This is a genomic window from Chromobacterium sphagni, from assembly GCF_001855555.1.
GTDB lineage: Bacteria > Pseudomonadota > Gammaproteobacteria > Burkholderiales > Chromobacteriaceae > Chromobacterium > Chromobacterium sphagni.
This window is the reverse complement of the sequence record NZ_MKCT01000079.1, coordinates 1-24946: the sequence shown is the minus strand read 5'-3', so window position 1 is coordinate 24946 and position 24946 is coordinate 1. Positions and strand designations below refer to the sequence as shown.

Below are 24946 nucleotides of genomic sequence, written 5' to 3'. Positions count from 1 at the left end.
GCCAAATGGCGCGCCAGTTGCCGCGCCATGTCCAGATCGAGCCGGCCTTCGGCGTCGAACGGCGTAACCATCGCCGTCAGCACCTTGCCCCAGTGTTTTGCCATGTCAGCCCCTGTTTTGTTTTTGCGTGAAGACATTTGGCAATGATACTCCCCGGGGCCGGGGGCGCAAACCGGCAAGGCTCACCAAAGCTTGGGGTCCAGTTCCTTGATGCGCTGGGCGGTGCGTTCGATCTTGCAGCCGAGATAGACCATGTTGCGGATGCTGCCGTCCAGGTAGATCTGGTACTTGGTGTTGCAGTCGGCGTCGCGGAAGGCTATCCATTTGCGCTGCGCCTGGATCAGCAGCGTGGATGGCTTGTCCTTGACGCCGGGGTTACCGCCCTGGCTTTCGTTGGCCTGCAGCTTTTGCAGCAGCTCGCGGTAGATCTGGTTGAGTTGCTTGTCTTTGGCATCGAACTGTTGCTGCTTGCAGTCGTTGATTTCCAGGGTGGTGTTGGCGTTCTGGCAGGGATCGTCTTCGGCGTGGACGGCGTGGCTGGCGCATAGCGCCAGCATGGCAAGGAGGCGGGGCTTCATCGCAGAACTCCGTTTGGGTGGCGGTCTGCGATTATAGTCCCGCGCGGGGAATGGAGTCTGTTCGCCGTGACTGGCGGGTGGATCAGGCACGCAGCCAGTTCAGCGGCAGCCGACCGGCCGGCAGCGAGCCCAGCGCGGCGCCGCCGACTATCATGGCGACGGCCAGCGCGGCGCTGCTATTGAGCGCGGCCTGTCCGGAGGCCACCAGCATCAGCGTGGACAGCAGCGGGGTTGCGTTGCCCAGCGCGCCGGTCTGGCGCGGGTCGCCCAGTTTCATCGCGCGGTTCCAGCACAGGAAGGCCGCGCCCATCGGCAGCAGGCCCAACACCAGCAGCATCAGCCACTGGATGGCCGTGGGATGGGCGGCGGGCTCGATCGCGAAGTGCAGGCCCAGCGCCAGCAAGCCGGATATCAGGCAGAAGCCGCCGACGGAGTTGTCGGAACAGGCCGGCAGGCGGCGGGTGAACAGGCTGTAGCTGGCCCACACCACCGCCGCGCCCAGGGCCATCAGGTAGCCCGGCATGGCGGCCATCGACAGCGACAGCTTGCCGCCGGTGACGATCAGCGCCGCGCCGGCGAAACCGACCAGGCTGCCAAGGATGTGGTTGACGCCCAGCCGGGTGCCGGGCAGCACCAGCGGCGACAGCAGCACCATAAGCAGCGGCCAGACATAGCTGAGCACGGTGGCTTCCATCACCGGCGCCAGCCGGTAGGCGTTGAACAGGAAGAAGTAGAAACCGAAGATGCCGTACACGCCGTTGGCGAATACCTTGACGGGAACCCGCCATTCGCCGACGCGGCGGATGGTGAGCAGGCTGCCGAGCATCAGACCGACGCCGGCGACGAAGAACGGCGGCAGCGCATGGGTGAGGGCGCTTAGGGTGGCGACGGAGGCCCACATGGCGATGGCGGCGAGCGCGTACAGCATGGCTTGGTTCATTTTTGTCATTCAAATTATTTCATATCGAGATATTTTACGCGGAATGGCGCACTGTAAACCAGTCGTTACATTCCGGCGCATTCATTTCAAAGAAAGCTTTGTTGGCTGAGCGGCATGCTGCAATAATCCAACTGGTTTTGATGCGAATGGACTTGTGTTTGCACTGCCTGAATTCGTTTGGGCTGGTGCGGTTTTCATCTGGAGAACGCAATGCGAAAGTTTCTGCGGCTAGCATGCCGCCGTTGGCTGCCGGCCTGGATGCTGGCCCTGGGCGCCGTTTCGTCCTGGGCGGGCCCCTACCAGGTGGGGGTGTATTACTTCCCCGGCTGGCGCGACAATACGCCGGGCTCGCCGTCGATGCATCCGTGGGACCCGATCAAGCCCTATCCGGAGCGCAAGCCGCTGCTGGGCTGGTATCGCGAGGGCGACGACAACATCATGCGCCAGCAATTGGACTGGATGGCGGCCTATGGCATCCAATACGTGGTGTTCGACTGGTATATGGGCCCGCCTGGCAATACCGTCTATCTGGACCACGCGCTGCAGGCCTACCTGTGCGCGCCTGAACGCGCGGATGTGAAGTTCTCGCTGCTGTGGGCCAACCACAGCAGGTTTCCGGCCAGCCTGGCCGACTGGGACGGCTTGGTGCGCTACTGGAGCGCCAACTATTTTCCGCGGCCGGAGTTCCTCAAGATAGACGGCCACCCGGTGGTGTTCGTGTTTTCCGCCGACATGCTGGAAGCCCAAGCCAAAACCTTTGGCCAGACCACCCAGAGCCTGCTCGCTCGCGCGCAGTCCATCGTCCAGGCCGCCGGCGGCCAGAGTGTGCAGTTCATCGCCGGCACCGGCGCATCCGCGCCTTTCATTTCCGCCACGGCCAAGGCCGAGGGCTACAGCGGCTTCTCTGCCTACAACTACCAGCAGGGGCCGGCCGACATGCACATGTCGCACAGCTATGCCGAGCTCGACCAGGGCTACCGCGCGCAGTGGCAGCTGTTTGCGCAGAAGGCCGACCTGCCGTTGATCGTGCCGGCCACCTCGGGCTGGGACAAGCGGCCCTGGGGAGGCACCACCGCCGATCGGCAGCATGACAACTCGGAGAGCTCTCCCGAGCAGTTCCGCCAGCATTTGCAGGCCGCCAGGGCGCGGATGGACAGCGGGCCGTGGCAGAGCTGGAAATACGCGGTGATCTGCTGCTGGAACGAATACGGCGAAGGTTCCTTCATCGAGCCTACCGAACAGGGCCGCTTCCAGTATCTGGAGCAGGTGAAGGCGGTGTTCGGCGGCGGCGCGCAGCGGTGATCGCCCAGGCCGCCGCGCGCCGGAGTCGGCCGGAGCCGGCTGCGCTGCCGCTGCGGTTTGCAGCCGATACGACACAGGCCGCTTGATCTGGATCATGTCCGCCGGGTTTGGCGGCCGGCCGGCTTGCGTGGACGCGGGGCGGGAGGTTTCATCGAGGATGAGTCCGATTTCGATCGCGGGTCCGTAGCGCGGGATAGGCCCGCGCCGCCGGTCCCGCCTTGACGGGAGGCAGCCATGAACAGCATGAGAGCGGCGGTATTCGTCGCGCCGGGCCGGATAGAACTGCGGGAGAAGCCCATTCCAGCAGTGGGGCCGGGCGATGCGCTGGTGCGCATCAGCACTACCACCATCTGCGGCACCGATATCCATATTCTGAAGGGTGAATACCCGGTGGCCTCAGGCCTGACCATAGGCCATGAGCCGGTGGGCGTGATCGAGAAGCTGGGCAGCGGCGTCAAGGGCTATCGCGAGGGACAAAGGGTGATCGCCGGGGCGATCTGTCCGAGTTTCACCTCTTACGCCTGCCAGGATGGTTTCCCGTCCCAGGACGGCGGCTGCGAATGCCATGGCTACAAGCCGATGGGCGGCTGGCGTTTCGGCAATACCATAGACGGCACTCAGGCCGAGTATCTGCTGGTGCCTGACGCGCAGGCCAACCTGGCGCCGATACCGGACGGCCTCAGCGACGAACAGGTGCTGATGTGTCCGGACATCATGTCCACCGGCTTCGCCGGCGCGGAGGCCGCCGGCATCAGGATCGGCGACGTGGTGGCGGTGTTCGCCCAGGGGCCGATAGGGCTGTGCGCGGTGGCCGGCGCACGTCTGCGCGGCGCGGAGCTGATCATTGCGGTAGATGGCCTGGATCAGCGTCTGAATATTTCGCGCCGGCTGGGAGCGGATGTCACGCTCAATTTCCAGCAGGTGGATGTGATCGACGAAATCATGAGGCTGACTGGCGGCCGCGGCGTGGACGCTTCCATCGAGGCGCTGGGTACCCAGACCACTTTCGAAACCGCGCTCAGGGTGCTGAAGCCTGGCGGCACGCTGTCCAGCCTGGGGGTGTACTCCACCGACCTGAAAATTCCGCTGGACGCCTTCAATGCCGGCCTGGGCGACAAGAGGATAGTCTCTTCGCTGTGTCCCGGCGGCAAGGAAAGGATGCGGCGCCTGATGGGCGTGCTGTCGAGCGGTAGGCTGGACCTGTCGCCGCTGGTGACCCACCATTTCAAATTGGACCGGATCGTGGAGGCCTACGACCTGTTCTCGCACCAGCGCGACGGCGTGCTGAAGGTGGCGATCAAGCCGTTCTGAGCCGGAGGTCCTGAGCGTCGATCAGCTCGACACCGTCGGTTTCGGTGATGGCAAGGTAGATGCAGGGCTGCAGCGCCTCCACCGCATGGGCGACCTGCCGGTCTATGAACAGGTGGTCGCCGTTTTCCAGCAGGTGCTCGCCTATCTTCAGCTTGCCGACGGTGATGAAGATCCGCTCCCATCCCGGGTGACGGTGCGGCGGCAAGCGCGCGCCCTGCTCCAGTTTCAGCAGGGCTGAGCCGCCGCCGCCCGGATTTCGTCTCAGCCAGGTGAAGTCCACGCCGGGATAGGGGGTGGGGCTCCAGTGCCAGTCGGCATCGGCGGCGAGGACGGCGGATGGGCTACTCATGTGGCGCGGGTTCCGTGAGAGGTGGGCTGCGCAGGCGGGTCTTGCGGCCATGATCGATAGATGCCGGCGCAAGACCCGACTGTCTGCTGTCATTATCTCACGGATGGCGCGAAAAGTTGCCGGCAACGGCCAAGCGGACAGGCTGGGCGGGTCCCGCTAGGTGGCCAGCCGGCGCAGGAAGCCGCCGTACTCCAGCGTGAATCCGTGTTCGTCTACCGTGATTTCGGCGCTGTAGCCCGGCGATTGGTAGCGGGCGCGGCCGTCCTGGTCGGGCAGCCGGCTCTGTAGCGCTGCGGGCAAAGAGCGGCTTGCAGGCTGGGCAGGCGCACGAACAGCATGTTCAACTCCACGCTGTCTCCCTCCGCCAGCCGCAGGCGGCGGATCGGGAGGGCGTTGGTCAGCCCGCAGTTTTGCAGATCGAACTCCTGGCAGGCGTCCCAGTCGGCCTGGGGCAGGCCGTTGACCAGCCAGCGCCCGGTCTCGGTGTGCTGCAGCGTCAGTTGCCTGCCTTCGGGCGCTGAAATGTCGATGTGGGCGTGGCCCAGCCTGCCATGGCTGTCCACCTGCATCCGGTAGCGCAGGCTGCTGCCGGTGTCGGCGTGCAGCAGACCGCCGCTGGCGGTGAGCGCCAATTGATGGCCCAGTTCCACCTCGGCCTGCTCCAGCCCGGGGCTGTCCAGGCGCTGCCAGAAAAACGCTAGCTTCATGCGTTGTCCCCGTTGTTCCCGTTGTTCCCGTTGTTCCCGTTGTTCCCGGCGCGGCCCGCGGGGCCGCGCCGATTGTTGCCTGCGCATCGGGTCAGGCATCGCCCGGCACGCGCACCCAGCCTTCCATCAGCACGCGGGCGCTGCGGCTCATGATGGCCTTGGTGACCGTCCATTCGCCGTTCTTCTGCCGCGCCTCCACGCCCACCCGCAGCATGCCGGACGGATGGCCGAAACGCACCGCCTTGCGCGCCACGCCTCCCGCGGCCAGGTTGACCAGAGTGCCGGGAATCGCCGCCGCGGTGCCGATGGCGACCGCCGCGGTGCCCATCATCGCGTGGTGCAGCTTGCCCATGGACATGGCGCGCGCCAGCATGTCGACGTCGCCGGCCTTCACCAGCTTGCCGCTGGAGGAGACATAGTCCACCGGCCGGGCGACAAAGGCGATCTTGGGTGTGTGCTGACGGGTGGCGATTTCGTCCAGGCTTTGGATCAGGCCCATCTTCAGCGCGCCGTGGGCGCGGATGGTTTCGAACATCGCCAGCGCCTTGGGGTCGGCGTTGATGGCGTCCTGCAGTTCGGCGCCGGTATAGCCGACGGCCTCGGCGTTGACGAATATGGTCGGGATGCCGGCATTGATCATGGTGGCCTTGAGCACGCCGATGCCCGGTACTTCCAGATCGTCCACCAGTTTGCCGGTGGGGAACATCGCGCCGCCGGCGCCTTCTTCCTCGGCGGCCGGGTCGAGGAACTCCAGCTGCACCTCGGCGGCGGGAAAGGTGACGCCGTCGAGCTCGAAGTTGCCGGTTTCCTGCACCTGGCCGCCGGTCATCGGCACGTGGGCGACGATGGTCTTGCCGATATTGGCCTGCCAGATGCGCACGGTGGCGATGCCGTCATGCGGAACGCGGCTGGATTCGACCAGCCCGGAGCGGATGGCGAAAGGCCCGACCGCGGCCGACAGGTTGCCGCAATTGCCGCTCCAGTCGACGAAGGGCTGGTCTATGGCCACCTGGCCGAACAGATAATCGACGTCATGGTCGGGGCGGCCGCTTTTGCTGAGGATCACCGTTTTGCTGGTGCTGGAGGTGGCTCCGCCCATGCCGTCTATCTGCTTGCCGTACGGGTCCGGGCTGCCTATCACGCGCAGCAGCAACGCGTCGCGGGCGGTGCCGGGCGCTTGGGCGGAGGCGGGCAGGTCCTGCAGGCGGAAAAATACGCCCTTGCTGGTGCCCCCGCGCATATAGGTGGCGGGAATCCGGATTTGAGCTGCGTGAACCATGTGTTTGCTGTCCTGTAGGATGAAGTCTTCCCCCCGCATGCGCGGGGAGAGATGAATCAGGCCCGCGACGCCTCCAGGAAGTCTTGGGCGAAGCGTTGCAGCACACCGCCGGCCTCGTAGATCGACACCTCTTCGGCGGTATCCAGGCGGCAGGTCACCGGCACCGTTACAGTGTCACCGTTTTTGCGGCGGACCACCAGCGTCAGATCGGCGCGCGGTGTGCGGGCGCCGGTCACGTCGTAGGTTTCCGTGCCGTCCAGGCCCAGCGTCTTGCGGTTGACGCCCGGCTTGAACTCCAGCGGCAGCACGCCCATGCCGATCAGGTTGGTGCGGTGGATGCGTTCGAAGCCCTCCGCGACAATGGCTTCCACGCCGGCCAGGCGCACGCCCTTGGCCGCCCAATCGCGGGATGAGCCCTGGCCGTAGTCGGCGCCGGCCACGATGATCAGCGGCTGCTTGCGCTCCATATAGGTTTCGATGGCTTCCCACATCCGCATCACCTTGCCTTCCGGCTCCACTCGCGCCAGCGAGCCCTTTTTCACTTCGCCGTCCACCACAGCCATCTCGTTGATCAGTTGCGGATTGGCGAAGGTAGCGCGCTGCGCGGTGAGGTGGTCGCCGCGATGGGTGGCGTAGGAGTTGAAATCCTCCTCCGGCAGGCCCATTCTCGCCAGATATTCGCCGGCGGCGCTACTGGCCAGGATGGCGTTGGACGGCGATAGGTGATCGGTGGTGATGTTGTCCGGCAGCAGCGCCAGCGGCCGCATGCCTTTCAGGGTGCGCTCGCCGGCCAGCGCGCCCTCCCAGTACGGCGGGCGGCGGATATAGGTGGACATCGGACGCCAGTCGTACAGAGGACTCCCCTTGTCGCCGCTGTCCGCGCGCAGCGCGAACATCGGCTCGTACACCTGGCGGAACTGTTCCGGCTTCACCGCCTGTTTCACCACGGCGTCGATTTCGGCGTCGCTCGGCCAGATGTCCTTCAGGCGGATCTCCTTGCCGTCCGTCACGCCCAGCACGTCTTTTTCTATGTCGAAGCGCACAGTGCCGGCAATGGCGTAGGCCACCACCAGCGGGGGCGACGCCAGGAAGGCTTGCTTGGCGTAAGGGTGGATGCGGCCGTCGAAGTTGCGGTTGCCGGACAGCACCGCGGTGGCGTACAGGTCGCGGTCCAGGATTTCCTGCTGGATTTTCGCCTCCAGCGCGCCGGACATGCCGTTGCAGGTGGTACAGGCGAAGGCGACGATGCCGAAGCCCAGCTGTTGCAGCTCGCCCAGCAGGCCGGCCTCCTTCAGATACAGTTCCACCGCCTTGGAGCCCGGCGCCAGCGAGGATTTGACCCAGGGCTTGCGCGTCAGGCCCAGCCGGTTGGCGTTGCGGGCGAGCAGGCCGGCGGCGATCACGTTGCGCGGATTGCTGGTGTTGGTGCAACTGGTGATGGCGGCGATGATCACCGCGCCGTCCGGCATCAGGCCTTGGGCTTCTTCAGCGCGGGCCTGCTCCATGTTGCCGGCTATGCCGCGCGCGGCCAGGTCGGCGGTGGGCAGGCGCTTGTGCGGGTTGGACGGGCCGGCCATATTGCGCGTCACGGTGGAAAGATCGAAAGCGAGGGTGCGCTCGTATACGGCGGTGTTCAGGCTGTCGGCCCACAGGCCGGCGTGCCTGGCGTACCGCTCCACCAGCTTGACTTGATCGTCTTCGCGGCCGGTGAGCTTGAGGTAGCTGATGGTTTGCTCGTCGATGAAGAACATCGCCGCGGTGGCGCCGTATTCCGGGGCCATATTGGAGATGGTGGCGCGGTCGCCCAGGGTCAGCGCCGCAGCGCCCTCGCCGCGGAATTCCAGATAGGCGCCCACCACTTTTTCCTGGCGCAGGAATTCGGTCAGCGCCAGCACCACGTCGGTGGCGGTGATGCCGGCTCCCGGTTTGCCGGACAGCTCCACGCCGACGATGTCGGGCAGCCGCATCCACGAGGCGCGGCCGAGCATCACGTTTTCCGCCTCCAGCCCGCCGACGCCGATGGCGATCACGCCCAGCGCGTCGACGTGCGGAGTGTGGCTGTCGGTGCCGACGCAAGTGTCGGGGTAGGCGACGCCGTCGTGCGCCTGGATCACCGGACTCATCCGTTCTAGATTGATCTGATGCATGATGCCGTTGCCGGGCGGGATCACATCGACGTTCTTGAAAGCCCTCTTGGTCCAGTCGATGAAGTGAAAGCGGTCTTCATTGCGGCGGTCTTCCACCGCCCGGTTCTTGTCGAAAGCCTTGGGGTCGAAGCCGCCGCATTCCACCGCCAGCGAATGGTCGACGATCAACTGCACCGGCACTACCGGATTGACCTGCGCCGGGTCGCCGCCCTGGTCGGCGATGGCGTCACGCAGGCCGGCCAGGTCCACCAGCGCGGTCTGGCCCAGGATGTCGTGGCACACCACGCGGGCGGGGAACCAGGGGAAATCCAGTTCGCGCTTGCGCTCTATCAACTGCTTGAGCGAATCGGCCAGCGCGGCCGGGTCGCAGCGGCGCAGCAGATTTTCCGCCAGCACGCGCGAGGTGTACGGCAATTGGTCGAAGGCGCCGGGCTGGATGGCGTCCACCGCGGCGCGGGCGTCGAAGTAATCCAGTTGGCTGCCGGGCAGGGGTTTGCGGAATGCAGTGTTCATGGCTGGGTGCCCAAAGTGGAAATCAGGGACCGGGGATGGGGGCGGCTGGCGCCCCCGTGCCGATCAGCGTTGCTCGATCGGCACGAAGACCTGGTCTTCCGGTCCGATGTAGTTGGCGGACGGGCGGATGATCTTGCCGTCCTGGCGTTGTTCTATCACGTGCGCGCTCCAGCCGCTGGTGCGGGCGATCACGAACAGCGGGGTGAACATGGCGGTAGGCACGCCCATCGCGTAGTAGCTTACCGCGCTGAACCAATCCAGGTTGGGGAACATGTTCTTCACCTGATGCATCACGCTTTCCAGCCGTTCGGCGATGTCGAACATCTTCATGTCGCCGTTGCTGGCGGACAGTTCGCGCGCCACTTCCTTGATCACCTTGTTGCGCGGATCGGAGAGGGTGTACACCGGGTGGCCGAAGCCTATCACCACCTCCTTGCGTTCCACGCGGGCGCGGATGTCTGCTTCGGCCTCGTCCGGGTTCTCGTAGCGTTGTTGAATCTCGAACGCCACTTCGTTGGCGCCGCCGTGCTTGGGGCCGCGCAGCGCGCCGATCGCGCCGGTGATGGCGCTGTGCATGTCGGAGCCGGTGCCGGCGATGACGCGGGCGGCGAAGGTGGAGGCGTTGAATTCGTGTTCGGCGTACAGGTTGAGCGAGGTGTGCATCGCGCGCACCCATTTGTCGGACGGCTTCGCGCCGTGCAACAGGTGCAGGAAGTGGCCGCCTATGCTGTCGTCGTCGGTTTCCACCTCGATGCGCTTGCCGTTGTGGGAATAATGGTGCCAGTAGAGCAGCATGGAGCCGAACGAGGCCATCAGGCGGTCGGCGATGTCGCGCGCGCCGGCCAGGTTGTGGTCATCCTTTTCCGGCAGCGCGCAACCCAGGGCGGAGGCGCCGCTGCGCATCACATCCATCGGGTGGGCGTTGGCGGGCAACGCCTCCAGCACGGTCTTGACCGAAGCGGGCAGGCCGCGCAGCGATTGCAGTTTTTTCTTGTAGCCCGCCAGTTCGGCCTTGCCCGGCAGCTTGCCGTGCACCAGCAGGTAGGCCACTTCCTCGAATTCGCAGCGCACGGCCAGATCCAGAATGTCGTAGCCGCGGTAGTGCAGATCATTGCCGCTGCGGCCGACGGTGCACAGCGCGGTATTGCCGGCGGCGACGCCGGACAGCGCTACGGATTTCTTGGGCTTGCTCGTCAATACGGTTTCGCTCATTGTTTTCTCCTGATTGCAGTCCTGCGGACGTGATTATTTTTGGTAGAAAATGGCCACCCACACGCTGTCCTGGTCCGGAGCCGTCCAGGACACGCGGTGGCGGCAGCCGGCGGGGATGGCGACGGCGTCGCCGGGCCGCAGGGTGACGCGGCTGGAAGGGGACTGGTATTCCAGCTCGGCCGAGCCGGACAGCAGCAGCACCCACTCGTCTTCGTCCTGCTGGTACCAGAATCCGTCGGGCGACGCATGGCCGCGCGATACGATGCGTTCGACGCGGAAACCCCGGTCGCCGCTCAACAGAGTTTGCAGCCACTCCTGCGGCAATTGCGCCGGGATGCCGTCGAACAGATTGTCCGGCATGTCAGCGCGCTTGCTGAAACAGCGCGTCCAGCTTCTGTTCGTAGTCGTGGTAGCCCAGATGCTGGTAGAGGTCGGCGCGGGTCTGCATCTTGTCCAGCACCGCCTGCTGCGTGCCGTCGCGACGGATGGCGCCGTATACTTCCAGCGCCGCCTGGCTCATGGCGCGGAAGGCCGACAGCGGGTACAGCACCATGGACACGCCGTTCGCGCCCAGTTCTTGGCTGGTGTAGAGAGGAGTGGAGCCGAACTCGGTGATATTGGCCAGCACCGGCACCTTCACGGCTTCGGCGAACTGCTTGTACATTGCCAGATCGGTCATCGCCTCCGGGAAGATCATGTCGGCGCCGGCTTCCACGCAGGCCACCGCGCGGGCGATGGCGGAGTCCAGGCCTTCCACCGCCAGCGCGTCGGTACGCGCCATGATGACAAAGCCGGCATCCTTGCGGGCATCGGTCGCGGCCTTGATGCGGTCCACCATCTCGTCCTGGGTTACGATGGCCTTGTTCGGACGGTGGCCGCAGCGCTTCTGCTGCACTTGGTCTTCAATATGCACGGCGGCGGCGCCGGCCTTTTCCAGGCTGCGGACGGCGCGGGCGATGTTGAAGGCGCCGCCCCAGCCGGTGTCGATGTCCACCAGGAGCGGCAGATCGCTGACGTCGGTGATGCGGCGAACGTCGATCAGCACGTCTTCCAACGTGGTGATGCCGAGGTCGGGAATGCCGCAGGAGGCCGCCGCTACGCCGCCGCCGGACAAATACAAGGCCTTGAAACCTGAGTGTTCGGCCAAACGTGCGGAGTAGGCGTTGATCGCCCCTACCACCTGCAAGGGCCTTTCTGTGGCTACGGCCTGGCGGAAACGTTGCCCGGGAGTGTTCATGGAGTGCTCCTGACGGTAGATATGCGTTAGTTGCCTGTCATTCAAGCAAGTGCTTGGTTGGAGTGTAATTGCTCGATAAAATGCTGGCAATAGTTGTCAAACGGATATTCAAGTTTTGTCGCGGGAGTGATATGTTTCGCATCGTCCTCACCCGTGGGAACTCAAGGCAAAGCCTGTGGTCTAGATCACAGTCCACGTACACGACCACATAGAACAGTGGGCAAACCAGGGAGCATAACAACGACATGAGTGATCGGGACATCGATCAACAGTTGGTGGAACGTGCCCAGCGAGGTGAAAAAAGAGCTTTCGATCTGCTTGTTGCGAAGTATCAGCGACGTCTCGCCAGGCTGTTGTCGCGGTTTATCCGCGACGGTTCGGACATCGAGGATGTGACGCAGGAAGCGTTTATCAAAGCGTATCGTGCCTTGCCCTCTTTCCGGGGGGAGAGCGCGTTTTACACATGGCTGTACAGGATCGGCATCAATACTGCCAAGAATTTCCTCAGCGCCAACGGGCGACGCCCGGTGGTGAACAGCGAGATCGAGGACGAAGATGGCGAGAGCTTCGACATGGCGTCGCAGATTCCCGACATGAACACGCCCGAAACCGAGCTGATGAACAAGGAGATTCTGGCAACGGTCAACGCCGCCGTGGAGGCTTTGCCGGAGGAACTGCGCACCGCCATTTCACTCAGAGAAATGGAGGGGCTGTCCTACGATGAAATTGCCAAGGTGATGGACTGTCCGATAGGCACCGTGCGTTCGCGGATTTTCCGGGCGCGCGAGGCGATTGCTGCTGAGCTCAGGCCTCTGCTGGATACGGCCAAGAACAGAAGGTGGTAAGTATGAAAGAAACGATATCCGCGCTGATGGACGGCGAGCTTGACGGAACGGAAGCCGACAAGGCGCTATCCGCGATCGCCGGCGACAAGGACCTGGATGCGGCCTGGGACCAATATCACCTGATTGGCGACGCGATGCGCTCCAATCGCATGGCGGGGCTGAATGTGCGCGCCAGGGTGGCCGAACGCATGGTGGACGAGCCGACCGTGCTCGCGCCGCGCCGCTGGATGCGGCCGCGCCGCGCCCGCGCCGCCAGCGCCGTGGCATTGGCGGCCAGCGTAAGCTTCGCCGCGGTGGTGGGCTGGCAGCAGCTCACGCACCACGTCGCGCCGGCGTCGGTGATTGCCGACAGGGGCGTGCCGGTGCAGATTGCGCAACCGGCGATGGAGCAGGACGATCCTTATGTGCTGGCGCACCAGGAGGTGACGGCCGACCAGGGCGTGATGCGCGTGTCTTACGGAAACGGAGCTCGCCACTGATGCGTGTCGTTCCTCTGATTGGCGTGTTGATGTTTGGGGCCGCCTGCGCGGCCCATGCTGAGGATGACATGCAGCTGCTGCGCAATGTCGGCAATGCCGGACGGCAGCAGGCGCTGGATGGCACCTATCTGCATCAGATGAACGGCATGCTGGAGACCTTCCGCATCGTCCGCCAGGGGCAGGGCGACGGGGTGCGCGAAAAGCGCACCTCGTTGGACGGCCCGTCGCGCGAGGTGGTGCGCAAGGGCGGCGAGCTGACGTGCTTCGCGTCCGACAAGCGCGCGCTGATGGCGTGCAAGATCAGCGCGATGCGTTTGTTCCCGGCGCTGTTGCCGGACGACTTGGACGACATCTCCCGCTCCTATGTGCTCCGGCGCACGGGAACGGACCGGGTGGCGCAGCGCGATTGCCAGTGGCTGGATCTGCAGCCGCGCGATCCGCAGCGTTACACCATGCGGATGTGCATCGAGCCGAACACCTACCTGCCCTTGAAAGTGATCACCCTGTCGCCGCGCGGCGACTCGGTGGAACAGTTCACCTTCACCGAGGTGGAGCTGGCCGGAGCGAAGGATAGGAAGGCGTATGCGCCGCGTTTGGCGCAGAAGTTCCTGCTGCGTCCGGCCAAGGCGCCGGTCGGGGCCGACCCGTCGGTGTCGCAGAACGAGGTGAGCGGCCTGCCGCAGGGCTTCCGCCTGTTGCGCTCCGTGCAGCGGATATTGCCTGGACAGGGCAAGCCGGTGCGCCATTTGGTGTTCTCCGACGGGCTGGTGATGCTGTCGGTGTTCGCCGAGCCCCCGCCGCCGGAGAATGCGCGGCTGGAGCGGGTGGGCAATCTGCATGGCGCCATCAATATGGCGACCAGCTATCAGGGCGACATGCAGCTGACGGCGGTGGGCGACATGCCGCAGACCGCCATGATGGCGCTGCTCAAGAGCCTGCACATCAATGGCAAGAACGATTGAGCCTGCGGTGCGTGAAGAGGATGCGGGAGCGGCGGGCGTAGCCGGCGTGCTTGCGCCGGCGCCGCTTGCCGTTGCAGGTTTTTATTGAAGGTATCCGACTGGCCATTTCCGCGCTGAACGCAACGGGAGTGGCCAGTTTTGCGTGATGCGCCGTCTGGCGGCGCGTCGGGAAGGGAGGGCCCGCCGTCTTGGCGGTTTGGGCAAGTTTTTTTCAGGCAACCGGCCATCGCCGGAAATTCAATCCACAACATATCCAAGATGGAGCGCACATGTCGGTCAAAAAACTGATCGTATCCGCAATGCTGTTGGCATCAGTGTTTGTCGCCCCGCTGCCTGCCGCCATGGCGGCGGAGTTGCCGGATTTCAGCGGCATTGTCGAGAGCGAAGGCAAGGCGGTGGTTAATATCAGCACCACTTCCATGGTCAAGGAGGCTACGGCGGATGTGCCGGACGGCATGGAGGGGGATCCGTTCTTCGAATTTTTCCGCCGTTTCGCGCCGCCGCGCCAGCAGGAGCGGCAAGAGAACTCGCTGGGTTCAGGCTTTATCATTTCGCCCGACGGCTATGTGCTGACCAATGCCCATGTGGTGGCGCGCGCCGAAAAGATCACAGTCAAATTGACCGACAAGCGCGAATACCAGGCGCGGGTGATCGGGTCGGACGCCCGCTCCGATGTGGCGCTGATCAAGATCGATGCCGGCAATCTGCCGGTGGTGCGCCGCGCCGATCCCAAGTTGCTGAAAGTGGGCGAGTGGGTGCTGGCCATAGGCTCGCCGTTCGGCTTTGAAAACACGGCGACTTCCGGCATCGTGTCGGGCAAGAACCGCCTGCTGCCGGATGAGAGCGCGGTGCAGTTCATCCAGACCGACGCCGCGGTCAATCCGGGCAACTCCGGCGGCCCGCTGTTCAATATGCGCGGCGAAGTGGTGGGCATGAACTCGCAGATCTACAGCCGTTCCGGGGGCTTCATGGGCATCTCCTTCGCCATTCCGATCGACACCGCGATGAATGTGGCCGACCAGCTCAAAGCCAAGGGCAAGGTGACCCGTAGCCGCATCGGCGTGGTGATACAGGAATTGAGTCGGGATCTGGCGGCTTCGTTCGGCCTGGCCAAGCCCAGCGGCGCGCTGGTCAACGCGGTCGATCCCAAGGGCCCGGCGCAAAAGGCCGGCTTGAAGGCAGGCGACATCATCGTCAAGGTCAATGGCCAGGAGGTGAGCTCCGGCGCCGACCTGCAGCGGTTGATCAGCGACATGCCGCCGGGCAAGGCGATTGCGTTGGATATCTGGCGCAACCGCGCCGCTCTCGGCATCAAGGTGGTGCCGGAGGAGTTGAAGGACGAGGATGCGCGGGTGGCCCAGCGCGAGTACCGCAAGCCCGGCTCGGAGAACGAGCAGAGCCTGGCGCAGATCGGCCTGAAGCTGCAGGAGCTCAGTCCGGCCCAGCTGCAGCGCGCCGGCATTCCTTACGGCCTGCTGGTGCGGGCGGCCAATGGTGTGGCGATGCGCGCCGGCATCCAGCCGGGCGACATCATCGTCGGAATCGGCAGCGATCCGCTGGCCAGCTTCGCCCAATTGAGGGACGCGCTGGCCAAGGCCAGCAAGGGCGGCACCGTGGCCTTGCAGGTGATGCGCCAGGGCATGGTACAGTTCGTGCCTTTGACCATAGGCGAGGCCAAGTGAAGCTGACACTGTATTTCCGCGAGTATTGCAGCCTGTGCCACCAGATGCTGGCCGAGCTGGCGCCATGGCGGCAGCAATACGGCTTTGAGCTGGATGTGATGGATGTGGACGCCGACCCGGAGCTGGAGCGGCGCTTCAACGAGCTGGTGCCGGTGCTGATGGACGGAGAGGTGGAAATCTGCCACTGGCATCTGGATGCTGCGAGATTGGCTGCACACTTGGGCGAAATCGGCTAAAATCCGCGCCAGTGTGAGTAAAACCGGGGGCGCGCTGGCCGCGCCCCCGATTGCTGATCGGCTTCCGGCAGCCGTCGGACGCGCCAGAGCATGGCTTTCCGCCGGGCAGTCCCCGGAGGAGCCATCCGTCAGCAGCCTCGGGCACGCGAGCGTGCCCTTATCTTTTGCTGGAAACCGATGAAGAACATCCGAAATTTTTCGATCATTGCCCATATCGACCATGGTAAATCCACCCTGGCCGATCGTTTCATCCAGTTTTGCGGCGGCCTCGAGCTGCGCGAAATGAGCGCCCAGGTGCTCGACTCGATGGATATCGAGAAGGAACGCGGCATCACGATCAAGGCGCAGACCGCAGCGCTGAGCTACAAGGCCCGCGACGGCCAGGTGTACAACCTCAACCTGATCGACACCCCAGGGCACGTGGACTTCTCCTATGAAGTGTCGCGCTCGCTGTCCGCCTGCGAAGGTGCGCTGCTGGTGGTGGATGCGTCGCAGGGCGTGGAAGCTCAGACCGTCGCCAACTGCTATACCGCCATCGAACTGGGCGTGGAAGTGGTGCCGGTATTGAACAAGATAGACCTGCCGGCCGCGGAGCCGGAGCGGGTATGCCAGGAAATCGAGGACATCATCGGCATTGAGGCCGTCGATGCGGTGCGCGCCTCGGCCAAGTCCGGCATCGGCATCGAGGACATCCTGGAAGAGGTGGTCCGCAAGATTCCGGCGCCGCAGGGCAATCCGGACGGTCCGCTGAAGGCGCTGATCGTCGACTCCTGGTTCGACAACTACGTCGGCGTGGTGATGCTGGTGCGGGTGATAGACGGCTCGCTCAAACCCAAGGACAAGATCAAGTTCATGGCCACCGGCGCCGAGCATCTGTGCGAGCAGGTGGGCGTGTTCACGCCCAAGTCGGTGCAGCGTCCCAGCCTCAACGCCGGCGAAGTGGGTTTCATCATTGCCGGCATCAAGGAGCTGAAGTCCGCCAAGGTGGGCGATACCATCACGCTGGTGGGCAAGCCGGCCGCCGAGGCGCTGCCGGGCTTCAAGGACGTGCAGTCGCAGGTGTTCGCCGGCCTGTATCCGGTGGAAAGCCACGATTACGAAGCGCTGCGCGACGCGCTGGAAAAACTGCAGTTGAACGACGCCTCGCTGAAGTACGAGCCGGAAGTGTCGCAGGCGCTGGGCTTCGGCTTCCGCTGCGGCTTCCTGGGCCTGCTGCACCTGGAAATCGTCCAGGAGCGGCTGGAGCGCGAGTTCGACATGGACCTGATCACCACCGCCCCCACGGTGAACTACGAAGTGGTGATGAAGGACGGCACCGTGGAAGTAGTGTCCAACCCGTCGCGTATGCCGGAACCCGGCAAGTACGACGAGTTGCGCGAACCCATCATCACCTCCACCATCCTGGTTCCGCAGGACTACGTGGGAGCGGTGATGACGCTGTGCAACCAGAAGCGCGGCGCGCAACGCAATATGCAGTACATGGGCCGCCAGGTGATGCTGACCTACGACCTGCCGATGAACGAAGTGGTGATGGACTTCTTCGACAAGCTCAAGTCCACCAGCCGCGGCTACGCTTCGCTGGACTACGAGTTCAAGGAATTCCAGAGCGCCGACCTGGTGAAGCTGGACGTGCTGGTCAACGGCGAGAAGGTGGATGCGCTGAGCCTGATCGTGCACCGCGCCTCCAGCGTCTACCGCGGCCGCGAGCTGGTGTCCAAGATGCGCGAGCTGATCCCGCGCCAGATGTTCGACATCGCGGTGCAGGCGGCCATCGGCGGCCACATCATCGCCCGCGAAACGGTGAAGGCGCTGCGCAAGAACGTATTGGCCAAGTGCTACGGCGGCGACATCACCCGCAAGAAAAAGCTGCTGGAAAAACAGAAGGCCGGCAAGAAGCGGATGAAGCAGGTCGGCAACGTGGAAATCCCGCAAGAGGCTTTCCTGGCGATTCTTCAAGTAGGGGACAAATAAGTGGGTGCAAACTTGTTCTGGGTGTTCGTGGCGGCTGTCGTCATCGGCGCTTTGCTGGTGGCGCTGGGCGGCAAGAAAGAGGCGGGCGACAAGGATTGGCCGCAGTCGGTGCAGTGGGGCTATCTGGCCCTGGTGATCGGCGGCTTCGGCCTGCTGTCCAACTATATGAGCTTTACCGCTGTCATGTTGGTGTTCGTGCTGATCACCGGCGTGGTATGGGCCCTGGACAAGTGGCTGCTGGCGAAGAAGCGCGCCGCCAGCGGCGCGCAGCCGGGGCATTTCGTCGATTATTCGCGCGGCTTCTTCCCGGTGATCCTGGTGGTGTTCGTGCTGCGCTCCTTCCTGGTGGAGCCGTTTCAGATTCCGTCCAGCTCGATGCGGCCGGGCCTGGTGGTCGGCGACTTCATCCTGGTCAATAAGTTCACCTACGGCGTGCGCGTGCCGGTGCTGAACAATGTGCTGATCCCGGTGAACAAGGTGGAGCACGGCGATGTGGTGGTGTTCAACTACCCGCCCAACCCCAAGGTCAACTACATCAAGCGCGTGATCGGCCTGCCGGGCGACATGGTGGAGTACCGCAACAAGCGCCTCTCCATCAACGGCAAGCCGTTGCTGGACGCGCCGGACGGCAGCTACGACTATCTGGAGAAGGAACTGGGCTTGCAGACGATCTCGGCCAACCAATACCGCGAAAGTCAGGCCGGCAAGACCTACCATGTATTGAACAACGTCGGCACGCCGGTGGTGGCGCTCAGCCAGGTGCAGGACTTCGCCTACCGCGACAACTGCCGTTATGATGACGACGGCTTTGTCTGCAAGGTGCCGCAGGGCCATTACTTCATGATGGGCGACAACCGCGACAACAGCTCCGACGGCCGCTACTGGGGCTTCGTCGACGACAAGCTGATGGTGGGCAAGGCCTTCATGATCTGGATGAACTTCGGCAATCTGTCGCGCATCGGCACCAAGGTACAGTAACCCTTCCCGGCCGCGAGCGGCCATGACCAGGAGAGACGCATGAAGCAGCAGAAAGGCTTGTCGGTAATTGCGGTTTTGATGGTTCTGGCCCTCGTCGGCTTCGCGCTTTTGCTGGTGTTCAAGGTAGTGCCGGTGTACTCCGAGTATGGCGATGTGAAGACCGCGCTGACCGCGCTCTCCACTGAAACCAACGTGGGCGAGAGCACCTTGCGCCAAGAGTTCGACAGCAAGGCCAGCGTGGCCGGCATCGTCTCGCTCAAGGGCGAAAACCTGATCGTGGTGGCCGGCAACAACAGCAACTATCTGCGTGCCCAGTATCACCGCGAGGTGCCGCTGTTCGGCAACGTCAGCCTGCTTTTCAATTTCGACACCCAGGCAGGTCAACCGCCTGCCCAATAACAACATCGTGACCCAAATCGACAACCGTTTCCGGCGCCTGGTCCAGGCGCTGGATTATGCATTCCAGAAACCGGAATTGCTGCGCCAGGCGCTGACCCATCGCAGCTACAGCAGCTCCAACAACGAGCGCTTCGAGTTCGTCGGCGACAGCATTCTCAACTACACCGTGGCGCGGATGCTGTTCGACCAGTTTCCGCAACTGACCGAGGGCGAGCTGTCCCGGTTGCGCGCCAACCTGGTCAATCAGAACACGCTGGCCGAGATCGCCCATGAATTGCAGCTGGGCGACTATCTTTACCTGGGCGAGGGCGAGCTCAAGAGCGGCGGCTTCAACCGACCGTCCATCCTCGCCGACGCGCTGGAGGCCACTTTCGCCGCCGTCAGCTTCGACGGCGATTTCTCCGCGGCCGAGCAGGTGGTGCGCCGTCTGTACGACCAGCGGGTGAGCACCATAGACATCACCCGCCAAGCCAAGGACGCCAAGACGCGCTTGCAGGAAGCGCTGCAAGCGCGCAAGCTGCCATTGCCGAAGTACCGCATCCTGTCGCAGAGCGGCGAGGCGCATGAGCAATGGTTCAAGGTGGAGTGCGACCTGGGCGAGCTCGCCCTGATATCCACCGGCGACGGCGGCAGCCGCCGCGCCGCCGAACAGCAGGCCGCCGAAGCGGCGCTGATCCTGCTGGAACAGAAACTCGCAGCAAGCAAGAAAAGATCATGACCGATACCCCATTCCACTGCGGCTTTGTCGCCATCGTCGGCCGTCCCAACGTGGGCAAGTCGACGCTGATGAACCACCTGATCGGCCAGAAGATCAGCATCACCTCGAAAAAATCGCAGACCACGCGCCACCGCGTCACCGGCATCCATACCGAAGACGCCGCGCAGTTCGTGTTTGTCGATACCCCGGGTTTCCAGACCTACCACAAGGGCGCGTTGAACGAAGCGTTGAACAAGAGCGTCAAGGACTCGCTGGGCAGCGTCGACTGCGTGCTGTTCCTGCTGGAGGCGATGCGCTTCACCTCCGCCGACCGCGAAGTGATGGCGCTGTTGCCGAAGAAAACCCCGGTGATCCTGGTGGTGAACAAGCTGGACAAGGCTAAGGACAAGCTGGCACTGCAGGCCTTCATCAACGAGGTGACCGCGGAGTTCGCGTTCGCCGGCGTGGAGGTGGTCAGCGCCAAGCACGGCCAGCGCCTGGCCGAGCTGCTGGACCAAGTGCGTCCGCATCTGCCGGAATCGATGCCGCTGTACCCCGAGGACATGGTCACCGACAAGAACGAACGCTTCCTGGCGGCGGAGATCGTCCGCGAGAAGCTGTTCCGCTATCTGGGCGAAGAGTTGCCTTACGAGATGAACGTCGAAGTGGAAATGTTCGAGATGGACGGCGCGCTGCGCCGTATTCACATCGCGGTGCTGGTGGACAAGGAGCATCAGAAGCCCATCGTGATCGGCAAGGCCGGCGAGAAGCTGAAGAAAATCTCCACCGAGGCGCGCCTGGACATGGAAAAACTGTTCGACGGCAAGGTGTTCCTGCAGGTGTGGGTAAAGGTTAAATCCGGCTGGGCCGACGACGTGCGCTTCCTGCGCGAGTTCGGCCTGAACTGAGCGGCAAGCGTGGCAATCACCATCGATGCGCCGCCGGCCCTGGCCTGCTGGGCGGTGAGCCTTGTCGCCGGGGAGCCGGCGCAGCCTGAGCTGGCGCGTTGCGTGTTGCGGCTGGCCGCGGTGCAGCCGGGCTATCTGGGCGGCGAGGGCCAGGTCACTTATTGGGACACGGTGGAGGCGATAGCCGCCTGGCGCGCCCGCGTCGAGCAGCTGTCGCAGCAAAGGCTGGGCCGCGAAGCGTGGCGCCAGCCGTTTTCCTTTGTGGTGAGCCGGGTGGCGCCGCAGGCGGCCATCGCATGAGCCAGCCGGGCCGGGTGGACAAGCAGCCGGGTTTCATCCTGCATACCCTGCCTTACCGCGAAACCAGCCTGCTGCTGGAAGTCCTGACGCGCGACCATGGCCGTTTCAGCCTGGTGGCGCGCGGTGCGCGGCGGCCGCGCTCCGATCTGCGCGGCGTGCTGCTGCCGTTCCAGCCACTGATCCTGTCCTGGTTCGGCAAGGGCGAGCTGCGCACCCTGCACAGCGCCGACTGGGAGGGGGGGGTGCGGCCGCTGACCGGCCTGCCGCTGGTCTGCGGCTTTTACCTGAACGAACTGATGATGAAGCTCACCGCGCGGGACGATCCCGAGCCGCGGGCTTTTTCCGTTTATGACGCCGCAGTGCGCGACTTGGCCGCCAGGCCATCGCTGGCGCCGGTGCTGCGCCGCTACGAGCTGCGGCTGAGCCAGGCGTTGGGCTATGCGCCGTCGCTCAAGCGGGACAGCCGCGGCGACGAGATAGCCGCGGAGCGCTATTACCTGTGCCGCAACGCCGCCATGCCGGAGCCCGACCCGCATCCGGACGCGGACCTGGCCGGCAAGGTGGCGCGGCTTTCCGGCGCGGCGCTGCGGGCGATAGACGCCGACGACTATTCCGACCACGCCACCCGCCAGCAGGCTCGGCTGCTCAGCCGGCTATGGCTGGACGCGCTGTTGGGCGACGAGCCGCTGGCGGCGCGGGAATTATTGCAGGCCATCCAGTCCCTGTCGGACTGATGGCGCCAAGACAAGGGAGAAGCAAATGATACTGTTGGGCGTAAACATCGACCACGTCGCCACCCTGCGCGAGGCGCGCGGCACCCGTTATCCCAGCCCGGTGGAGGCCGCGCTGGTGGCCGAGAGCAGTGGCGCCGACCTGATCACCCTGCATCTGAGAGAAGACCGCCGCCATATCCAGGACTCGGATGTCAAGGCGATGCGTCCGGTGCTGAAGACCCGGATGAATCTGGAAATGGCGATGACGCCGGAGATGCTGGCGCACGCCTTGCAGGTTGCGCCGGAAGACGTCTGCCTGGTGCCGGAAAAGCGCGAGGAAGTCACCACCGAGGGCGGCCTGGACGTGATCGGCCACTTCGATGAGGTTCGCCACTACACCGGCAAGCTGAGCGAGGCCGGCGCGCGAGTCTCCATCTTCATCGATCCCGACCGCGCCCAGATTCAGAAGGCGTTTGAAGCCGGCGCCCGCGTGATCGAGCTGCACACCGGCGCCTATGCCGACGCGCCGCACGCCGCCCTTCGCGAGGCCGAGTTGGCGCGCATCAGGGATGCTGCCGAATTCGGCGCCAGGCTGGGCATGGTGGTCAACGCCGGCCACGGCCTCAACTATCATAACGTCAAGCCGATCGCCGCCATCGCCCAGATCGCCGAGCTGAACATCGGCCACGCCATCGTCGCCCACGCGCTGTTCGTTGGTTTCCCGCAGGCGGTGCGCGAGATGAAGGCATTGATGATCGAAGGCCGCCAGGGACTTTAATGATCTACGGCATCGGCACCGATTTGGTGGAAATCGCCCGCATGCAGGCGATGTTCGAGCGCTGGTCGTACAAGCTGGGACGGCGCATGCTGGCCGCGGGCGAGCAGGCCGCCTTCGAGACCAGCGCCGATCCGGCGCGCTTCCTGGCCAAGCGCTTCGCGGCCAAGGAGGCTTTCGCCAAGGCGCTGGGCACCGGCGTGGTGGCGCCGGCGCTGCTGACGGCGATAGGCGTTGGCCATGATGAACTCGGCAAGCCCTTGCTGGTCTTGTCTGAAGAGTTGGCGGTCTTTGCCGCCGCGCGCGGCGTCAAGGGCATGCACCTGACTATCAGCGACGAGCGCGGCCACGCGCTGGCCTTCGTCGTATTGGAGTCGTAGGGCGGAAGTCCCAGAACGCGCCTGATCGCCGGCGAATGCCGCCGGGCTGTCGGCGGCCATAACTTGCAATATCCAGGCGAAATGGCCCGGCAGGCCGGGTTTTCGCCTAATGGGTCGAGGACCATATCCATGACAAACTCCCGATTGAATCTCCCGCGCGGCCCGGTGATGGTGGACGTCGCGGGCTTCTCGCTCACCGAGCAGGAGCGCGCGCGCCTCTGCCACCCGCTGGTGGGCGGCGTGATCCTGTTCCGCCGCAACTTCCAGAATGTCCAGCAACTGCGCGCGCTTACCGCGGAGATCCGCGCCTTGCGCAGCCCGCACCTGTTGATCGCGGTCGATCATGAAGGCGGCCGCGTGCAGCGCTTCCTGAATGGTTTCACCCGCCTGCCGCCGATGAATGTGTTGGGCGAAGCCTGGGACTCCGACCGCAGCCAGGCGCTGAAACTGGCTGAAACCGTCGGCTATGTGCTGGCGGCGGAGCTGTCGGCCAGCGGCGTGGACCTGTCCTTCACCCCGGTGCTAGACATAGACTGGGGCCGCTGCGCGGTGATAGGCAACCGTTCTTTCCACCGCAATCCTGAGGCGGTGGCGGAACTGGCCGAGGCTTTGCAGCAAGGACTGGGCCGCGGTGGCATGGCCAGCTGCGGCAAGCATTATCCCGGCCATGGTTATGTGGAGGGGGACAGCCACCATCTGATGCCGCAGGACGACCGCAGCCTGGCGGAAATCCGCCGCGACGACCTGGTGCCGTTTGCCCGTCTGTCCGAGGCAGGCATGGGCGCGGTGATGCCGGCGCACGTGCTGTACCCGGCGGTGGACAGCCAGCCGGCGGGCTTCTCGCGCGTCTGGCTGCAGGATGTGTTACGCGGCCAGTTGGGTTTTGACGGTGTGATCTTTTCCGACGCGCTGGACATGGCCGGCGCGGCCGGCGCCGGCAGCTACGTGCAGCGCGCCGACGCCGCGCTGGCGGCCGGTTGCGACATGGTGCTGGTTTGCAACCAGCCGGAAGAGGCGGATACGATGCTGGCCGCGCTGGCTCCGCCGCCGCAGCCGCGTCTGGCCGACCGTCTGGAGCGGATGGCCGCCAAGAGCAGCGCCGGGAGTTGGCAGCAGATTGTCGCCTCGGCCGATTTTGCCGCCGCGCAGGCGGTGGTGAGGCAACTGGCCATGCCGAAGGACGTATTGGCCGGCCCGCAAGTGGGCGAGGCGCACTGACCATGCTGCCGCAAAGCCTGGAGGAGCTGGACGCCATCCGCGACGAGTGCCGGCGGATGGTGGCCGGCCGCGCTTCGCTCTCCGCCGGCGCATCCGCCTTGCCGCTGCCCGGCCTGGATGCGGCGGCGGACGTCGCCATCCTGCTGCAGCTGATCCCGGCCATCAACCAGCGTTTCGGCGTGGCGCCGGGGCAGATGGCCGGCTACGACGCGGCGCGCAAGCAGCTACTGTATCAGATGATACGCCGCGCCGGCAGCGCGCTGCTGGGAATGGAAGTCACCCGCACCCTGCTGGCGGCCGTGCTAAAGAAGGTGGCCGGCAGGCTGGCCGCCAAGCAGGCGTTGAAGCTGGCGCCCTTGCTGGGCTGGGCGGCCAATGCCGCAATAGGCTTCGCGGCGATGAAATACATCGGCAATTCCCATATCGACGATTGCTACGCCGTCTGCCGGCGCATGCTGGAGCAGGGCGCAGCCACACCGGAGTGACACCATGCAAGTTGGCGCATTGATCATTGGCGATGAACTCTTGTCCGGCAAGCGCCAGGACAAGCATATGCAGGCGCTGATCCGTATCCTGGCCGCGCGCGGCATGAAGCTAGCTGGCGGAATACTTGGGCGACGATCCCGGCCGCATCGAAGCAGCCTTTCGCCGCGTCTTCGTCTGCGGCGATCTGGTGTTCAGCTTCGGCGGCATCGGCGCGACACCGGACGACCATACCCGCGCCTGCGCCGCCCGCGCGTTGGGCGTGCCGCTGGAGCTGCATCCGCAGGCGAAGGAGATCCTCGAAGCCCGTTTCGGCGCGGAAGCCTACCCGCACCGCATCCTGAT

28 protein-coding genes are annotated in these 24946 nt (G+C 64.6%); 19 read left to right on the top strand and 9 right to left on the bottom strand.

What is annotated here, in order from left to right; all coding sequences use genetic code 11:
- Window positions 1–182: 182 nt before the first annotated feature.
- Window positions 183–578 carry a lysozyme inhibitor LprI family protein gene (locus BI344_RS20905; protein ID WP_083338917.1) on the bottom strand — a complete coding sequence of 132 codons (396 nt, stop codon included), beginning with the start codon at window positions 576–578 and terminating at the stop codon, window positions 183–185.
- An 82-nt stretch (window positions 579–660) separates the two neighbouring features.
- On the bottom strand, window positions 661–1527 hold the full coding sequence (locus tag BI344_RS20900) for a DMT family transporter (protein ID WP_241499429.1): 867 nt from the start codon (window positions 1525–1527) through the stop codon (window positions 661–663).
- 201 nt (window positions 1528–1728) lie between these two features.
- On the opposite strand from BI344_RS20900, the gene BI344_RS20895 reads away from it, so the two are divergent.
- Together BI344_RS20895 and BI344_RS20890 are read left to right on the top strand one after the other, a co-directional pair.
- On the top strand, window positions 1729–2820 hold the full coding sequence (locus BI344_RS20895) for a glycoside hydrolase family 99-like domain-containing protein (RefSeq protein ID WP_083370319.1): 1092 nt from the start codon (window positions 1729–1731) through the stop codon (window positions 2818–2820).
- Between the two features lie 234 nt (window positions 2821–3054).
- Window positions 3055–4131, top strand: coding sequence for an NAD(P)-dependent alcohol dehydrogenase (locus tag BI344_RS20890; protein ID WP_071114727.1), 1077 nt, complete (start codon window positions 3055–3057; stop codon window positions 4129–4131).
- Here BI344_RS20890 and BI344_RS20885 read toward each other — a convergent pair.
- The 7 genes from BI344_RS20885 to prpB form a co-directional block, all read right to left on the bottom strand.
- Window positions 4118–4480, bottom strand: coding sequence for a cupin domain-containing protein (locus BI344_RS20885; protein WP_071114726.1), 363 nt, complete (start codon window positions 4478–4480; stop codon window positions 4118–4120). The two genes, BI344_RS20890 and BI344_RS20885, sit on opposite strands and share 14 nt — an antisense overlap.
- A 212-nt stretch (window positions 4481–4692) precedes the next feature.
- Entirely contained in the window at window positions 4693–5187 is a 495-nt protein-coding gene (locus BI344_RS20880; protein WP_071114725.1) for a putative glycolipid-binding domain-containing protein, read from the bottom strand.
- 91 nt (window positions 5188–5278) lie between these two features.
- Window positions 5279–6466, bottom strand: coding sequence for a 2-methylaconitate cis-trans isomerase PrpF (gene prpF / locus BI344_RS20875; RefSeq protein WP_071114724.1), 1188 nt, complete (start codon window positions 6464–6466; stop codon window positions 5279–5281).
- 56 nt (window positions 6467–6522) lie between these two features.
- Complete coding sequence (acnD, locus tag BI344_RS20870; RefSeq protein ID WP_071114723.1) at window positions 6523–9126, bottom strand: Fe/S-dependent 2-methylisocitrate dehydratase AcnD; 2604 nt, start codon at window positions 9124–9126, stop codon at window positions 6523–6525.
- Window positions 9127–9189: 63 nt separating this feature from the next.
- Window positions 9190–10338 (bottom strand): bifunctional 2-methylcitrate synthase/citrate synthase, encoded by a 1149-nt coding sequence (gene prpC, locus BI344_RS20865; protein ID WP_071114722.1) that lies wholly within the window; start codon window positions 10336–10338, stop codon window positions 9190–9192.
- A gap of 33 nt (window positions 10339–10371) precedes the next feature.
- Entirely contained in the window at window positions 10372–10698 is a 327-nt protein-coding gene (locus BI344_RS20860) for a cupin domain-containing protein (protein ID WP_071114721.1), read from the bottom strand.
- 1 nt (window position 10699) lies between these two features.
- Entirely contained in the window at window positions 10700–11575 is an 876-nt protein-coding gene (gene prpB / locus BI344_RS20855; RefSeq protein ID WP_071114720.1) for a methylisocitrate lyase, read from the bottom strand.
- A gap of 245 nt (window positions 11576–11820) precedes the next feature.
- Between prpB and rpoE the strand changes: the two genes are divergently transcribed.
- The 17 genes from rpoE to BI344_RS25560 form a co-directional block, all read left to right on the top strand.
- Window positions 11821–12420: an RNA polymerase sigma factor RpoE gene (gene rpoE, locus BI344_RS20850; RefSeq protein ID WP_071114719.1), complete on the top strand. Its 600-nt coding sequence runs from the start codon at window positions 11821–11823 to the stop codon at window positions 12418–12420.
- Between the two features lie 2 nt (window positions 12421–12422).
- A complete protein-coding gene (locus BI344_RS20845; RefSeq protein WP_071114718.1) occupies window positions 12423–12899 on the top strand; it encodes a sigma-E factor negative regulatory protein in 477 nt (158 codons plus the stop codon).
- Window positions 12899–13861, top strand: a complete 963-nt coding sequence (locus BI344_RS20840; protein ID WP_071114717.1) for a MucB/RseB C-terminal domain-containing protein — start codon at window positions 12899–12901, stop codon at window positions 13859–13861. Before BI344_RS20845 ends, BI344_RS20840 begins: the two co-directional genes overlap by 1 nt.
- A gap of 269 nt (window positions 13862–14130) precedes the next feature.
- Window positions 14131–15543 carry a DegQ family serine endoprotease gene (locus tag BI344_RS20835; RefSeq protein WP_071114716.1) on the top strand — a complete coding sequence of 471 codons (1413 nt, stop codon included), beginning with the start codon at window positions 14131–14133 and terminating at the stop codon, window positions 15541–15543.
- Window positions 15540–15779 carry a glutaredoxin family protein gene (locus BI344_RS20830; protein WP_071114715.1) on the top strand — a complete coding sequence of 80 codons (240 nt, stop codon included), beginning with the start codon at window positions 15540–15542 and terminating at the stop codon, window positions 15777–15779. Before BI344_RS20835 ends, BI344_RS20830 begins: the two co-directional genes overlap by 4 nt.
- A 177-nt stretch (window positions 15780–15956) precedes the next feature.
- Window positions 15957–17750 (top strand): translation elongation factor 4, encoded by a 1794-nt coding sequence (lepA, locus tag BI344_RS20825; RefSeq protein WP_071114714.1) that lies wholly within the window; start codon window positions 15957–15959, stop codon window positions 17748–17750.
- Window positions 17751–18728, top strand: coding sequence for a signal peptidase I (gene lepB, locus BI344_RS20820; protein ID WP_071114713.1), 978 nt, complete (start codon window positions 17751–17753; stop codon window positions 18726–18728).
- Between the two features lie 39 nt (window positions 18729–18767).
- On the top strand, window positions 18768–19127 hold the full coding sequence (locus BI344_RS20815) for a DUF4845 domain-containing protein (RefSeq protein WP_071114712.1): 360 nt from the start codon (window positions 18768–18770) through the stop codon (window positions 19125–19127).
- A gap of 7 nt (window positions 19128–19134) precedes the next feature.
- On the top strand, window positions 19135–19845 hold the full coding sequence (gene rnc, locus BI344_RS20810; protein WP_071114711.1) for a ribonuclease III: 711 nt from the start codon (window positions 19135–19137) through the stop codon (window positions 19843–19845).
- Window positions 19842–20732 (top strand): GTPase Era, encoded by an 891-nt coding sequence (era, locus tag BI344_RS20805; protein WP_071114710.1) that lies wholly within the window; start codon window positions 19842–19844, stop codon window positions 20730–20732. Before rnc ends, era begins: the two co-directional genes overlap by 4 nt.
- 9 nt (window positions 20733–20741) lie before the next feature.
- Window positions 20742–21032, top strand: coding sequence for a hypothetical protein (locus tag BI344_RS20800; protein WP_071114709.1), 291 nt, complete (start codon window positions 20742–20744; stop codon window positions 21030–21032).
- A complete protein-coding gene (gene recO, locus BI344_RS20795) occupies window positions 21029–21766 on the top strand; it encodes a DNA repair protein RecO (protein ID WP_071114708.1) in 738 nt (245 codons plus the stop codon). Before BI344_RS20800 ends, recO begins: the two co-directional genes overlap by 4 nt.
- Before the next feature lie 25 nt (window positions 21767–21791).
- Window positions 21792–22523 (top strand): pyridoxine 5'-phosphate synthase, encoded by a 732-nt coding sequence (gene pdxJ, locus BI344_RS20790; protein ID WP_071114707.1) that lies wholly within the window; start codon window positions 21792–21794, stop codon window positions 22521–22523.
- Window positions 22523–22900, top strand: a complete 378-nt coding sequence (acpS, locus tag BI344_RS20785) for a holo-ACP synthase (RefSeq protein WP_071114706.1) — start codon at window positions 22523–22525, stop codon at window positions 22898–22900. The genes pdxJ and acpS overlap by 1 nt, the downstream gene beginning before the upstream one ends.
- A 129-nt stretch (window positions 22901–23029) precedes the next feature.
- A complete protein-coding gene (nagZ, locus tag BI344_RS20780) occupies window positions 23030–24118 on the top strand; it encodes a beta-N-acetylhexosaminidase (protein WP_071114705.1) in 1089 nt (362 codons plus the stop codon).
- A 2-nt stretch (window positions 24119–24120) separates the two neighbouring features.
- Window positions 24121–24603, top strand: coding sequence for a hypothetical protein (locus BI344_RS20775; RefSeq protein WP_071114704.1), 483 nt, complete (start codon window positions 24121–24123; stop codon window positions 24601–24603).
- 125 nt (window positions 24604–24728) lie between these two features.
- The coding region (locus BI344_RS25560; RefSeq protein WP_241499428.1) for a molybdopterin-binding protein at window positions 24729–24946 on the top strand (218 nt) is incomplete at its 3' end.

Bases quoted from the DNA above. Each gene is read 5' to 3' on its own strand.
- BI344_RS20900 (WP_241499429.1), bottom strand. From the start codon at position 1,527: ATGACAAAAATGAACCAAGCCATGCTGTACGCGCTCGCCGCCATCGCC.
- acnD (WP_071114723.1), bottom strand. From the start codon at position 9,126: ATGAACACTGCATTCCGCAAACCCCTGCCCGGCAGCCAACTGGATTAC.
- BI344_RS20880 (WP_071114725.1), bottom strand. From the start codon at position 5,187: ATGAAGCTAGCGTTTTTCTGGCAGCGCCTGGACAGCCCCGGGCTGGAG.
- BI344_RS20845 (WP_071114718.1), top strand. From the start codon at position 12,423: ATGAAAGAAACGATATCCGCGCTGATGGACGGCGAGCTTGACGGAACG.
- BI344_RS20860 (WP_071114721.1), bottom strand. From the start codon at position 10,698: ATGCCGGACAATCTGTTCGACGGCATCCCGGCGCAATTGCCGCAGGAG.
- prpC (WP_071114722.1), bottom strand. From the start codon at position 10,338: ATGAGCGAAACCGTATTGACGAGCAAGCCCAAGAAATCCGTAGCGCTG.
- BI344_RS20885 (WP_071114726.1), bottom strand. From the start codon at position 4,480: ATGAGTAGCCCATCCGCCGTCCTCGCCGCCGATGCCGACTGGCACTGG.
- BI344_RS20815 (WP_071114712.1), top strand. From the start codon at position 18,768: ATGAAGCAGCAGAAAGGCTTGTCGGTAATTGCGGTTTTGATGGTTCTG.
- recO (WP_071114708.1), top strand. From the start codon at position 21,029: ATGAGCCAGCCGGGCCGGGTGGACAAGCAGCCGGGTTTCATCCTGCAT.
- acpS (WP_071114706.1), top strand. From the start codon at position 22,523: ATGATCTACGGCATCGGCACCGATTTGGTGGAAATCGCCCGCATGCAG.
- BI344_RS20905 (WP_083338917.1), bottom strand. From the start codon at position 578: ATGAAGCCCCGCCTCCTTGCCATGCTGGCGCTATGCGCCAGCCACGCC.
- prpF (WP_071114724.1), bottom strand. From the start codon at position 6,466: ATGGTTCACGCAGCTCAAATCCGGATTCCCGCCACCTATATGCGCGGG.
- BI344_RS20890 (WP_071114727.1), top strand. From the start codon at position 3,055: ATGAACAGCATGAGAGCGGCGGTATTCGTCGCGCCGGGCCGGATAGAA.
- era (WP_071114710.1), top strand. From the start codon at position 19,842: ATGACCGATACCCCATTCCACTGCGGCTTTGTCGCCATCGTCGGCCGT.
- BI344_RS20775 (WP_071114704.1), top strand. From the start codon at position 24,121: ATGCTGCCGCAAAGCCTGGAGGAGCTGGACGCCATCCGCGACGAGTGC.
- pdxJ (WP_071114707.1), top strand. From the start codon at position 21,792: ATGATACTGTTGGGCGTAAACATCGACCACGTCGCCACCCTGCGCGAG.
- rpoE (WP_071114719.1), top strand. From the start codon at position 11,821: ATGAGTGATCGGGACATCGATCAACAGTTGGTGGAACGTGCCCAGCGA.
- BI344_RS20895 (WP_083370319.1), top strand. From the start codon at position 1,729: ATGCGAAAGTTTCTGCGGCTAGCATGCCGCCGTTGGCTGCCGGCCTGG.
- prpB (WP_071114720.1), bottom strand. From the start codon at position 11,575: ATGAACACTCCCGGGCAACGTTTCCGCCAGGCCGTAGCCACAGAAAGG.
- nagZ (WP_071114705.1), top strand. From the start codon at position 23,030: ATGACAAACTCCCGATTGAATCTCCCGCGCGGCCCGGTGATGGTGGAC.
- BI344_RS20835 (WP_071114716.1), top strand. From the start codon at position 14,131: ATGTCGGTCAAAAAACTGATCGTATCCGCAATGCTGTTGGCATCAGTG.
- lepA (WP_071114714.1), top strand. From the start codon at position 15,957: ATGAAGAACATCCGAAATTTTTCGATCATTGCCCATATCGACCATGGT.
- BI344_RS20840 (WP_071114717.1), top strand. From the start codon at position 12,899: ATGCGTGTCGTTCCTCTGATTGGCGTGTTGATGTTTGGGGCCGCCTGC.